Genomic DNA, 11,452 nt, shown 5'->3' with positions numbered 1-11,452 from the left:
CAGCATCCTGGTCGGCCCCGAGGCCGCCATCGGGAGCAAGCCCCCTCCCACAGGGCAATCAATGCATCTTGCTATGGTCCATCTGGCTGTGATCCATGCCGTCCAGGCCACGGGCATTAGCCTTCACCTCAACGGTCTGCTTTTCACCCTTGGCATTCTGCACCGTAAGGGTCAGCGGCACCTGGTCGCCTTCCTTGATCTGGCCGGTCAGGCCCATCAGCATGACGTGATAGCCGTCGGGGTCGAGCTTGACGGCTTTACCCGCCGGCAGCGCCAGCGACTTCACCGGGCCCATGCGCATCACGTCGTCCTTCATGCTCATCTCATGGATCTGCACGTCCTTGGCCGCCGGCGAGGCCACGCTGAGCAATTGGCTGTCGCTGTCGGCGGTGAGAGTCATGAAGGCACCGCTGGACGGCTGGCCCGGTACGGAGGCGCGCACCCAGGCGTCGGTCACTTGCACCTGGGCGCTGGCGTGGGCGGCGAGGCCGAGCAGGGTAAGGCCGAAGGCAAAGCGTTTCAGGTATTGAGCGGTAGTCATTAGCAGACCTCCATGACGGTGAGCAGGTCTTCTGCGCACTCTTGAGCGGTAAGGGATGCCTGCAAGCCAAGGCGCAGGTAGCCACGGGTGTCGAACACGAAGCTGGTGGCGGTGTGGGACAGGGTGTAGGTGTCGCCGGCGGGGATCTTTTCATAAAAGATCCCGAACTCCTTGGCGGCCACGGCGATTTCTTCCGGGGTGCCGTAGAGCGCTTCGAAGGTGGGGTCGAAAGCCTTGACGTAGTTGTTGAGAATCTCGGGAGTGTCGCGCTCGGGGTCCAGGGTGATGAACAGCACCTGCATGATCCTGCCCTCGCGGCCCATCAGCTTCTTGGCCTGGGCGGCGCGTGCCAGGGCTGTCGGGCAGACGGCCGGGCATTGGGTGAAGCCGAAGAACACCACCGGCATCAAACCGCTGTACGAACTCAGGGTGACGGTTTCGCCGTCGGTGTTCTTGAGCTTGAAGGTGCGGCCCATGATCTTGTCACTGAGGTCCTTGCCGTACTTGAAGTTCAGCTTGGGGGTGTAGTCACAGCCGCCCAGCAGGCTGCCCAGGCCCAACAGGCCCATGCCGGTCAGCACTTTGCGGCGGGTGAATAACGTACTCATCAACTATGCATCCTGTGAAACGCCTGCGCAGCAATGGAGCTGCCTCACCAGGCTTGGAAAAGGAGTAACGAGAAGGGTGCAGAGTCTATCAACCCTGGCCACTGCGCGTAATCTGCGACGTTCTGCCACAGGGGCGCACCGTACTTCATCCTTTTGCGGCTTCGGTGGTAGAGTCGCCGCCATGAAACTGCATCACTCTGACCGTTCGCTGATCGCCTGGGCCCTGTACTTCTGCGTGCTGATGAACCTGTTCGCCTGCGGTTTGGGGCACGGTCAGATGATGGGCCAGCAGCTCAACGGCATCGGTGGGCTGTTCTGTTCGGTAGAGGGTGGCCAACTGCCAATTTCCGACAAAGGGTTGGCTGATCCGAGTTCCAGCAACATCTCGAACTACTTTGCCTGCCCGGTCTGCAACGCCATTACCGTCGCTATCGTATTCCTGATCGGCCTGGCCTGGCTTCTTGGCCTCGGGCAAACCCCGCGCCCGGGCCATGAGCGGCGCAACAAGGCGCCACCGCGTTACTCCTGGCCCTCGGCCAACCCCCGCGCCTCCCCTGCATTCTGACGTATGCCTTGGGCCTCCTGAGACCAGGGGGCATTCTGCCGTCACGATTATGGGTGCTATCCATGAATCAACTATTGCCTGCAGGCGCCAGCCGCCTGGTCAGCAAGGCGTCCCGTCGCCTGCGCGCGGAGCCCGCGCTGCCCGATTACCCGAGTAATGCCCGTTGCTTTGTGCACCTGGATGCACGCCTGTTGCCCCATTGGCATACCTTGTTCGATATCTGCCCGGCATTGCTCAGGCTTGACCCGCCGGAGGGGCTGAACCTGTTCCGCAGCTTTATGACCTGGGCCTATCGCAATCAGCCGCCGTTGGATTGGACCTACCATCTGAACGTCTGCCGCTGGCTGCTGGGGTCGATGTACCGTGCGCAAATAGATAACGAGCCGATAGAAACCTTTATGGCTGCCGCGGCGGCGTGCTGGGTGACGACCGATCAAAGCCCGGCCCAGGGCGTGGTTCTGGCCTGGCAAGACACACGGGTTGTCGATTGGAAGGGCAGGCCGCTGGTTGATATCGAACGCCAGGTGTTGCCTGCCCCGGCAGGGGATTTTGCCTGGTGCCCGTTGACCCGCCAGGCCGGCTTCAGCGGCTGGCAACCGGTGCCTTGAAGTGCTGGTCGAACTATGACGTGAGGCGACGTAAGAAGCGCGAACTTTTTGTAGGATGAAACTGTTTTTTCATACTGCTGATGGGAACGGTATTTTTTTACCCGCAAGAGTGCGATGTTCACGTTCGACGCCAAAAACACAAGAGGCTGCGATGAAGAAGATGTTCGAGACAACCCCTTTGCCCAGTGATCACTACGATGTTGTCAGTCGGGCTCTGCACTGGTTGATGGCCCTGGTTTTCACCTGGATCTATTGCACGGCGGTGGCCCACTACCTGGCTTCCGACTCTACGGTGGACAAACTGCTGTGGCCCTATCACAAGCCCACAGGGTTGTTATTGCTGGTGCTGCTGATACTGCGGGCCAGCTGGAACCTGTTGCACCGGCACCGTCGTCCTCCAAGCGTGAACCGCTGGTCATCGATCGGGCATGGCGCGCTGTATGCGCTGATGTTGCTGATCCCCGTGATCGGGCTGCTGCGCCAGTACGGCTCCGGTCGCGAATTTTCGGCGTTTGGCCTGACGATCATGGAGGGCCTGGAAGGCGAAAAGGTGCAGTGGATGATTGATCTGGGCCGCGACTTCCACAGCGAACTGGGGTGGACGATGCTGGTATTGATGGTCGGGCATATCGGCGCGGTGCTTGTGCATTCGCTGCGAGGCGAGCCTCAGGTATTGCGACGCATGTTTGGTCGTAGGGCTTGAAGCGCTGATGAGAGAGACGCAATGCCTGCACGCTTCACAGGCACCGCCATGTGGCCTTCAAGCGGATGTAGCGCACCACTCGATGCGCTTCACCCAGAGGTAGGCCGGGGCACCCTCGCGCGTATTACGGCTGATCGTACCCGGGCCTATCAGGCCGCAAGAGATTTACTGGTCGAGGATTTTTTGTAGGCCGCTTTCATCGCCTCCATTTCGGCCCCCAGCTCTTCAAGTATTGCCTTGCCCAGCAGTTTTTTCGCCTGGGGAAACATCTCCGTTTCTTCCTCTTCGATGTGGTGCTCAAGCAGTTCCTTGACCACTTTCACACGGCCTGAAAATTCGGTGGAGGAGGGTTCGGTCTGCTTCAGGTCGGGCAGCACCAGCGAGTCGACGGTACGGTGCTCTTCCTTGGCCTCGTGGTACATGATGTCTTGCTCCTTGCCACCGGCTTTTCTAAAAGCGGGATAAAGGATTTCTTCTTCGAGCTTGGTGTGCAGGGTGATTTCCATCTCGAGCTTGGCTAGCAACTCGGTGCGCTTTTTAACCCCGCGCTCGGTGGACTCGCTTAGTTGGGTCAGCAGGGTCTTGACGCGTTCATGGTCGGCTTTAAGCAGGTCGATGGCATTCATGTGCAACCTCACGGGTAGTTGTCGGGCATGTCGAAACGCACGCCTCGTAGTGAGGGAATTGCATCAGCCGTACCAACTTTCATCGGGGTTAAATAACTATTTAAATCAAATAGGTAGGGATTTATATGGGCGGGTTCGTCGTGCAGCTTGCATGGTCTGGCCCTTTCGAGATTGCACAACGCACTCCTGCCGGTCACGTGCCGGGCTCGCGTGAGCGTTCCTGAAAATTCTAATGGAACCCTTGAGCGATCTGCTTGACCTAACCTTTAGACCTCAGGAGGTGAATCATGCAAATAGAATATATCTGGATCATATTGGCAGTGATTCTGCTGCTCTTGGAACTGTGGGCGATCAATATCGTCTTGCGCAGTACCGGTGGCTGGGAGACCAAGGGACTGTGGGTGGTGGTACTGGTTTTCGTGCCGCTGTTGGGGTTGATCGCATGGGCGATGTTCGGCCCCAAGCGCGAGATGGCCGAGCATCGCAAGAGCTGAGTCGGTGAGCCATATAAAAACAGGCGCCCATGGGCGCCTGTTGTCATTCGTTAGCCATGATCAGCCGGCCACAGCTCTGGCAATCGCCTCATTGAACGCCGGCAAATCGTCCGGCGTCCGTGAGGTGATCAAGGTCCAGCCATTGGCTTTGCATTCCTTGACCTCAGCATCCACTACGCCCGCAGCGCCAGCGTTTTCCAAGTCGATGCGTACGCTTTTGTACGAGGTCAGGGTTTTGCCCTTGACCAGGCCTGCGTCGATCAGCGCCCACGGGCCGTGGCAGATCGCTGCGATGGTCTTGCCGGCCTGAGCGAACTCGTTGATCAAGCGCAGCGCCGCGGCATCCTGACGCAAAGTGTCGGCATTCACCGTCCCGCCCGGGATGACCAATGCATCGAAGTTGCTGCCGACCACATCAGACAATTGCACATCGGACTCAACTGTCCCGTCCTTTTCGGTATCGCCGACAAAGGTCTGGGTGGTGCCGCCCTTGCTGGAGGCGTGCGTCACCGTCGCGCCATAGCCACGCAGGGTTTCCAGGGGTTTGAGCAGCTCGTCGCGCTCGATCCCGGTGTTGGACGTGATGACGAGGATTTTCTTACCCGTGAGTTGCGAACTCATACTCAGATGCCTCCGGTGTCAGGTTGATTATTTGGCGTATTTGCTTTGCAGTTCCTTGGCCATTTTCAAGTGAGCTTCAAGGGTTGGCAGCGTCTTGGTGGCGAAAGCCTTCAGCTCGGCATTGTCCGAAGAGGCCGCTTCTTTCTTGAACAGTTCTACGGTTTTTTCATGGGCGGCCACCTGGTTGTTGGCGTAGGCCTTGTCGAACGATTCGTCGCGCATTTCCAGAATCGCTTTCTTCGCCTTGTCGGTCAGGGCGGCGTCATCCGGAACCTCGATATCGAGCTTTTTTGCCAAGGCCATCAGCTCGTTATTGGCTTTGGTATGGTCGGTCACCATATGCTGCGCAAAGGTTTTTACGTCTGCCGAGCTGCTTTTTTCCAGCGCCAGCTTGCCGGCTTCCACCTCGGTAATACCGCCCTCGGCGGCGTTGTCGACAAAGTCGTTGGACGTGGCCGCCATAGCGGTCGAAATCGAGCCGGCAACGAGTGCGAACGTCAGGCCCATTTGTTTCATCAGTCGAGTTGTCATGGTGTCTCTCCTCAGGAAATGGCGCGATGCCGTACCCAAGTGTTGAGCGGGAGGGCGAGCAAAAGGTTTATTTTTTTTTTGCGCGTGTTTGCCCAGCGGTAGGGTGTGGCAATTTCCTTGAACCAATTCAAATTCAGTGTGTTCTGCTGCATAAGGCCGCCACTGTTTGGAAGGCCGTTATAGGCAGGAGATTGCACTGTGAACGAACACAAGAGCGCCGATAAAACCCCCGACCCCGTCAGCTCTGAAGACGCGCAGAAGGGTAAGGCTGAAGGTCTGAAAGGGCAGACGCTGGAGCGTGCGAACCCGAAGACCGAAACCATCGACAAAGTGGTGACACCCACCTCGATCAAGGACATTGAACGCCAGACGGATGCGATCAACGAGAAGCTCGACAAAGGGCATTGAGCATGGCCCGCTCCATCAGCGCTGCCCAGTTGGGCATCGAGCTAAAACCCGATGATGACGCCAGTCTGTTCAAGTGGTTCATCGCCAGCTTCCTGATGGGCAAACGCATCCAGGCGCCCATCGCTGCCCAGGCTTACAAGGTGATCGTTGAGGAGGAGGGGCGTGATACGCCGCGCAAATTGCAGCACTGTACATCGCGGGAGTTAGTGGCGATGTTGGGGCGGGCGCATTACGTGCGGTATGACGAAACCACGGCGCAGCGCCTGTTGGACCTGAGTGCCCGGCTCAATGCCGATTACGGCGGCAAGATTACCGGGATTCGGCAGGCCAGCGAAGATCGCCAGGCGTTTGAACAACGCTTGGCGGCGTTCGACGGCGTAGGTCCCAAGACGGTCGAGATTTTTATGCGCGATGCCGCGGATGTGCTGTTCTGAGCCTGCGTGTGATGTCCAGCGGCAGGTTTTTGCTTTTCTGTAGGAGCGAGCTCGCTCGCGAAAAACCGGAGAGCGCCGCATTCATCAGTCGTTGCTGCGTCACTGAACCATCACCCGCTGCACCTCCAAGCCCAATTGCTCATACGCCTCCACCCCCGGCGCATCCCATTCGGTAATGAGCGTATGAATACGGCTGCACGGTGCCACCACAAACGGTTCCACTGCACCGAGTTTGTCTGAGGTTGTCACTGCAACCACTTGGGACGCGCTGTCGATCAAGGCTTGCTTGACTGCCACTTCGGCAAAATGCAGCGAGGTAATGCCCACTTGCGGGTGCAGTGCGCACACGCCGGTAAACAGCAGGTCGGCCTTGATGCTCTGGATCAGGCGCAGCGCTTCATGGCCGCCGGTTGAAAGGGTGGCGGGGTTGAGTTGGCCACCGGCCAGGATCACTGTTACATGCGGATGGTCCGCCAGGGCGATGGCGATCATCGGTGATGGGGTGACCACCGTCAGGTGAATTTCGTGCGGCAATGACTGAGCGATCTGCAGGGTGGTGGAGCCGGAATCGAACAGCACGATCTGGCCGTCTTCAACTCGCTCGGCCGCCAGGCGCGCGAGGTGGCGTTTGACTTCGGTGGTTTCGCCGACACGAGTGAAGAAATCCTTACCGGTGTCCTTGGGACGAGGCAGGGCACCGCCGTGTACGCGCTGCAATAAACCGGCGGCGGCGAGTTCGCCGAGGTCGCGGCGGATGGTGTCCTGGGACACAGCGAAATGCTCGACCAGCTCGGAAGCTGTGACCTTGCCGTCGCGTTCGAGCAACAACAGGATCTTTTGTTTACGCAGGGAAGGCAGGTCAATGGCTTGATGAGCGTTATGCATGTTTATGCGCTTTGTTGCGGGGTTATGCGAGATTAGACATCAGCTTCGAGAAACGCAACGGCTGGTTGCGTGGGCGATGGCCGGTTACTCTCTGTGTTCAGTTCAGGGAGAGGTGACCCGATGTCGTTGATCACAACCATCGAAGACTTACGAAAGCTGGCGCAAAAACGTGTACCCCGGATGTTCTACGACTACGCCGATTCCGGCTCCTGGACTGAGAGCACCTACCGCGCCAATGAAAGCGATTTTGCGCGCATCAAGTTCCGTCAGCGCGTGGCACGCAATATTGATGAGCGTTCGATCCGCGCCAGCATGATTGGCCAGGACATGGCCATGCCCGTGGCCCTGGCACCTACCGGCCTGGCAGGTATGCAACATGCCGATGGCGAGATCCTGACCGCACGAGCCGCTGCGGCGTTCGGCCTGCGCTACACCTTGTCGACCATGAGTATTTGCTCGCTGGAAGACATTGCCGAGCATGTCGGCCAGCCATTCTGGTTCCAGCTTTATGTGATGCGCGACCGTGGGTTTATCGAGCAACTGATCGAACGCGCCAAGGCTGCCGGGGTGGATGCGCTGGTGCTGACGCTGGATTTGCAGATCCTGGGGCAACGCCACAAGGACTTGATCAACGGCTTGTCGGCGCCGCCCAAACTGACCCTGCCCAATATCCTCAACATGATGACCAAACCGCGCTGGGTCATGGGTATGCTCGGCACCCAGCGGCGTGGCTTCGGCAATATCGTCGGGCATGTGAAGGGCGTGGCCGACATGAGTTCGCTGTCGTCCTGGACTGCCCAGCAATTTGACCCGCGCCTGAGTTGGGACGATGTGGAGTGGATCAAGCGGTGCTGGGGCGGCAAGTTGATCATCAAGGGCATCCTTGACGTGGAGGATGCGCGCCTGGCGGCCGACTCCGGCGCGGATGCGTTGGTGGTGAGCAACCACGGTGGTCGGCAACTCGATGGCGCGCCGTCGAGTATCAGCCAGTTGCCCGCCATTGTTGAGGCCGTAGGCAACCGTATTGAAGTGTGGCTCGACGGTGGTATTCGTTCCGGCCAGGACGTGCTCAAGGCCATGGCGCTGGGCGCCAGGGGCACCATGATCGGCCGCCCGCACTTGTATGGCCTGGGGGCGATGGGTGAGGCGGGCGTGACAAAGGCGCTCGATATCATCGCCCGTGAGTTGGACGTGTCGATGGCGCTGTGTGGCTATAAAGATATACGCGATGTGAACCGCGAAATTTTGCTGCCTGGCACCTTTCCTGAAAGTGCTGCCTGAGCAAAAAAACGTAAAAATATAAAAAGAGTTGTCCACGAAAACCGTGGGTATCTCTGTGGATAACTTTGCGAAGGCCCGGCTGCGTTGGCGATTTGCGTGAAGATCATTATTTGATCAACTTGTGTTTCGGGCCAGTATGGGCAGGGTTTGCGCTTGACAGCCAAACGCGAACCCAGTGTCGAAAAGTGTATTTATGACGCGTTGTCGCGCCCTGTGGAGTGTGTCACTTCCCGGGCGGGTATCTGCGTGCGCATCAGGTTTTCCAGCGCCTTGCCATAGTTGCGAGCGGCCAGGCTCATGCTGTTGTTATGGCTGGCACCGGGCACCCATAACAATTGCTTGGGTTGCTGGGCGGCTTCAAATAATTGCTGGCTGAAGCGCGTGGTTACGTGCGGTAGCTACAAAGTTGTGTAGATATTTATGCGGTGATGACCAGGCAGTTGATCGCCGACTGACGGTTGTTGTCAGAAATTTCCTACAGGAGTACAAATGTACTCCATGACCAACCTGACTCCCCGCCGTACCGCCATCCTGACCTTCATTCGCGAGCGCATCGCGCACCAAGGCCAGCCCCCCAGCCTCGCCGAGATCGCCGAGGCGTTCGGCTTTGCCTCGCGCAGCGTCGCCCGCAAGCATGTGGTGGCCTTGACCGAAGCCGGCTTCATTGAGGTCAACCCCAACCAGGCCCGTGGCATTCGTTTGCTCAATCAACCCGCGCGTCCCGAGTGGCTGGATGTCCCGGTACTTGGCCGCGTGGCGGCTGGCCGGCCCATCGGTGCCGATGCGGACGTGCACAGCCACTTGCAACTGGATCCGGCCACTTTCGCCAAGACCCCTGACTACCTGCTGCGAGTACAGGGCGATTCGATGATCGAAGATGGCATTCTCGACGGCGACCTGGTGGGCGTACGTCGCAGTGCCGAAGCCTTGAACGGGCAGATTGTGGTGGCGCGTCTGGATGGTGAGGTCACCATCAAGCGTTTTGAGCGTAGCGGCGAGCGGGTGCGTTTATTGCCGCGCAACCCGGCATATCAACCCATTGTGGTCGGCCCCGACCAGGACCTGGCCATCGAAGGGGTGTTCTGTGGCCTGGTGAGGCAAGGCTGATGGGCGCCGTGGTTGCCCTGGACTCGCTGTTCAATGGCGGGCGAGTCTGGAAGGGCCGGCCCGCCGCACCACTGGCCAGCGTGCACCCCACGGGGCTGGCGGCGCTGGATGCGGTGCTGCCCACTGGCGGCTGGCCGGAAGCGGCCTTGAGTGAAATCCTCATGGCCAAGGACGGGGTGGGCGAATTGCAACTGGTGCTGCCAACCCTGGCACGCTTGTCGGCCCTGGGTGAGCGCATTGTGCTGGTGGCGCCGCCCTATACGCCGTATCCCCATGCCTGGCAGAACGCCGGGGTAGATGTGCGTCAGCTTTCCATTATCCAGGCCCAGGAGCGCGATGCGCTGTGGGCGGTGGAACAATGCCTGCGCTCCGGCAGTTGCGGTGCGGTGTTGTGCTGGCCGCGCAAGGCCGATGATCGGGCCTTGCGGCGCTTGCAGGTGGCGGCGGAAACCGGACAGACCCTGGCATTTGCCTGGCGCTCCTTGAATGAGGCGGTCAATGCCTCGCCCGCGGCCTTGCGCCTGGCGGTCGAGGCAAAGCCTGCACAAGTGCGCGTGCTCAAGTGCCGGGGCGGGTTGGCCCATCCGGCACCGATTGCCCTGGCGGGGCATTGAGGTTGCCATGCGTTGGGTCTGTATCGTATTCCCGCAATTGGCGCTGGACGGGGCGCAGCGTGTGCATCCCGAACCCGACCAGCCTCTGGCACTGCTGGCCGGCACGCCGCAGCGGCGTGTGCTGCAAACCGTCAACGCCGCCGCCCGTGCCCTGGGCTTGCGCCCTGGTCAATCGTTGACGGCAGCCCATGCCCTGGCCAAGGGCTTTGCCTGTGTGGAATACGACCCTCTGGAAATCGAACGATTGCAGCAGTTGCTTGCCGCCTGGGCCTACCGTTTCAGTTCCCAGGTCAGCCTGTATTACCCGCGCGCCTTGTTGTTCGAGATCGAATCGAGCCTGGGCCTGTTCGGGCCCTGGTCGCAGTTCGAGGCGCGCTTGCGCAAGGAGTTGACCGACCTTGGCTTTCGTCACCGCATCGTCGCAGCGCCCAATCCGGCGGCGGCGCGGGTGTTGGCAAACCTTTACGATGGCCTGGCCGTGGCCGATGACAACGCCTTGATGCAGGCCCTGGCGCCACTGCCTGTCGACCGCGCCGGTCTTGACCCGCAGGCCGCCACCGCCTTGTCACGCATGGGCCTGCGCACCCTGGCCCAGGTGCAGGCATTGCCGCGGCATACCCTGGCGCGACGCTTTGACGCCAGCCTGCTCAAGCACCTCGACGCCTTGAGCGGGCAACGCCCCTTGGCCCTGGCGTTCTATCAGCCGCCGGACCAGTTCGAGGCGCGCATCGAGTTGAACTTCGATGTGCAATCCCACCAGGCCTTGCTGTTTCCATTGCGGCGCTTGACCGGCGACTTGTCGGCCTTCCTTTGCGGGCGCGACAGTGGCGTGCAGCGCTTTGACCTGCACCTGGAACATGCCCAGGCGCCCGACAGCGTGATCAAGGTGGGCTTGCTCAGTGCCGAGCGTGAGCCTTTGATGCTGTTCGAACTGGCCCGTGGCCGCCTGGAACAGGTCCAGGTCACCTCGCCGGTGCGCGGTTTGCGTCTGGTGGCCGAGGACTTGCCGGTGTTCGTGCCCCAGCGCCAGGACCTGTTCGACGACCGCCCGCAGCAAACCCTGCCGTGGGAACAATTGCGCGAACGCTTGCGTGCGCGCCTGGGGGATGAGGCGGTGCAGGGCCTGCGCTTTCACGCTGACCATCGTCCCGAATGCGCCTGGCAAGCCGCGACCGACAGCCGTCCATGCCCGAGCTTGAACAAGGTGCGGCGCCCCGGCTGGTTGCTGTCCGAACCGACGCTGCTGGCCGAGCAGGGCGTGCACATTCTGATGGGCCCGGAGCGCATCGAATCCGGCTGGTGGGATGGCGCCGATATCCGCCGCGACTATTACCTGATCCAGACCCGCGCCGGCCAGCAAGGCTGGGCCTACCGCAATGTGGGGTGCAGCGATGGACTGTGGCTGCAAGGCTGGTTTGCATGAGCT

The 11,452-nt window shown here is 60.1% G+C and carries 16 protein-coding genes and 1 pseudogene; 10 read left to right on the top strand and 7 right to left on the bottom strand.

Annotation, left to right across the window (positions count from 1 at the left end; all coding sequences use genetic code 11):
* Positions 1-58 precede the first annotated feature (58 nt).
* Complete coding sequence (locus E4P01_RS06495; protein ID WP_078821180.1) at positions 59-541, bottom strand: copper chaperone PCu(A)C; 483 nt, start codon at positions 539-541, stop codon at positions 59-61.
* On the bottom strand, positions 541-1,149 hold the full coding sequence (locus E4P01_RS06490; protein ID WP_078821181.1) for an SCO family protein: 609 nt from the start codon (positions 1,147-1,149) through the stop codon (positions 541-543). Before E4P01_RS06490 ends, E4P01_RS06495 begins: the two co-directional genes overlap by 1 nt.
* 181 nt (positions 1,150-1,330) lie before the next feature.
* On the opposite strand from E4P01_RS06490, the gene E4P01_RS06485 reads away from it, so the two are divergent.
* The 3 genes from E4P01_RS06485 (at position 1,331) to E4P01_RS06475 (ending at position 3,025) form a co-directional block, all read left to right on the top strand.
* Positions 1,331-1,714, top strand: coding sequence for a DUF2946 domain-containing protein (locus E4P01_RS06485; RefSeq protein ID WP_078821182.1), 384 nt, complete (start codon positions 1,331-1,333; stop codon positions 1,712-1,714).
* Positions 1,715-1,776: 62 nt separating this feature from the next.
* On the top strand, positions 1,777-2,322 hold the full coding sequence (locus E4P01_RS06480) for a putative natural product biosynthesis protein (RefSeq protein ID WP_216091245.1): 546 nt from the start codon (positions 1,777-1,779) through the stop codon (positions 2,320-2,322).
* A gap of 151 nt (positions 2,323-2,473) precedes the next feature.
* A complete protein-coding gene (locus E4P01_RS06475; protein ID WP_216091246.1) occupies positions 2,474-3,025 on the top strand; it encodes a cytochrome b in 552 nt (183 codons plus the stop codon).
* Between the two features lie 149 nt (positions 3,026-3,174).
* Here E4P01_RS06475 and E4P01_RS06470 read toward each other — a convergent pair whose 3' ends face one another.
* Positions 3,175-3,651 carry a hemerythrin domain-containing protein gene (locus E4P01_RS06470; RefSeq protein WP_078821185.1) on the bottom strand — a complete coding sequence of 159 codons (477 nt, stop codon included), beginning with the start codon at positions 3,649-3,651 and terminating at the stop codon, positions 3,175-3,177.
* 287 nt (positions 3,652-3,938) lie between these two features.
* Between E4P01_RS06470 and E4P01_RS06465 the strand changes: the two genes are divergently transcribed.
* Entirely contained in the window at positions 3,939-4,145 is a 207-nt protein-coding gene (locus E4P01_RS06465; protein ID WP_005788888.1) for a hypothetical protein, read from the top strand.
* 60 nt (positions 4,146-4,205) lie between these two features.
* Here E4P01_RS06465 and E4P01_RS06460 read toward each other — a convergent pair whose 3' ends face one another.
* Together E4P01_RS06460 and E4P01_RS06455 are read right to left on the bottom strand one after the other, a co-directional pair.
* Entirely contained in the window at positions 4,206-4,766 is a 561-nt protein-coding gene (locus E4P01_RS06460; protein WP_216091247.1) for a type 1 glutamine amidotransferase domain-containing protein, read from the bottom strand.
* 27 nt (positions 4,767-4,793) lie between these two features.
* Positions 4,794-5,297: a DUF4142 domain-containing protein gene (locus E4P01_RS06455; RefSeq protein ID WP_032880785.1), complete on the bottom strand. Its 504-nt coding sequence runs from the start codon at positions 5,295-5,297 to the stop codon at positions 4,794-4,796.
* A gap of 198 nt (positions 5,298-5,495) precedes the next feature.
* Between E4P01_RS06455 and E4P01_RS06450 the strand changes: the two genes are divergently transcribed.
* Positions 5,496-5,705, top strand: coding sequence for a hypothetical protein (locus E4P01_RS06450; protein ID WP_032880786.1), 210 nt, complete (start codon positions 5,496-5,498; stop codon positions 5,703-5,705).
* A 2-nt stretch (positions 5,706-5,707) separates the two neighbouring features.
* Positions 5,708-6,139: a DNA methylase gene (locus E4P01_RS06445; protein ID WP_216091248.1), complete on the top strand. Its 432-nt coding sequence runs from the start codon at positions 5,708-5,710 to the stop codon at positions 6,137-6,139.
* A gap of 99 nt (positions 6,140-6,238) precedes the next feature.
* Here E4P01_RS06445 and E4P01_RS06440 read toward each other — a convergent pair whose 3' ends face one another.
* The gene (locus E4P01_RS06440) at positions 6,239-7,024 is read right to left on the bottom strand and encodes a DeoR/GlpR family DNA-binding transcription regulator (protein WP_216091249.1); all 786 of its coding nucleotides are present in this window, start codon (positions 7,022-7,024) and stop codon (positions 6,239-6,241) included.
* A gap of 120 nt (positions 7,025-7,144) precedes the next feature.
* Here E4P01_RS06440 and E4P01_RS06435 point away from each other — a divergent pair, with 120 nt between their 5' ends.
* Positions 7,145-8,305, top strand: a complete 1,161-nt coding sequence (locus E4P01_RS06435; protein WP_216091250.1) for an alpha-hydroxy acid oxidase — start codon at positions 7,145-7,147, stop codon at positions 8,303-8,305.
* Between the two features lie 191 nt (positions 8,306-8,496).
* Here the strand turns inward: E4P01_RS06435 and E4P01_RS06430 are convergent.
* Positions 8,497-8,685, bottom strand: a pseudogene (locus tag E4P01_RS06430) (alpha/beta hydrolase); the annotation flags it as partial.
* Between the two features lie 109 nt (positions 8,686-8,794).
* Here E4P01_RS06430 and lexA point away from each other — a divergent pair.
* From lexA to E4P01_RS06415, 3 genes are read left to right on the top strand one after another with little or no spacing between them, the layout of a single operon-like run.
* A complete protein-coding gene (lexA, locus tag E4P01_RS06425; protein ID WP_216091251.1) occupies positions 8,795-9,412 on the top strand; it encodes a transcriptional repressor LexA in 618 nt (205 codons plus the stop codon).
* Positions 9,412-10,026 carry a translesion DNA synthesis-associated protein ImuA gene (gene imuA, locus E4P01_RS06420; RefSeq protein WP_216091252.1) on the top strand — a complete coding sequence of 205 codons (615 nt, stop codon included), beginning with the start codon at positions 9,412-9,414 and terminating at the stop codon, positions 10,024-10,026. Before lexA ends, imuA begins: the two co-directional genes overlap by 1 nt.
* Before the next feature lie 7 nt (positions 10,027-10,033).
* On the top strand, positions 10,034-11,449 hold the full coding sequence (locus tag E4P01_RS06415; RefSeq protein ID WP_032880794.1) for a DNA polymerase Y family protein: 1,416 nt from the start codon (positions 10,034-10,036) through the stop codon (positions 11,447-11,449).
* Positions 11,450-11,452: the final 3 nt, after the last annotated feature.

Source organism: Pseudomonas sp. NCIMB 10586 (assembly GCF_023127895.1).
Lineage (GTDB): Bacteria > Pseudomonadota > Gammaproteobacteria > Pseudomonadales > Pseudomonadaceae > Aquipseudomonas > Aquipseudomonas synxantha_A.
This window is presented reverse-complemented; position numbering and strand designations above follow the sequence as displayed.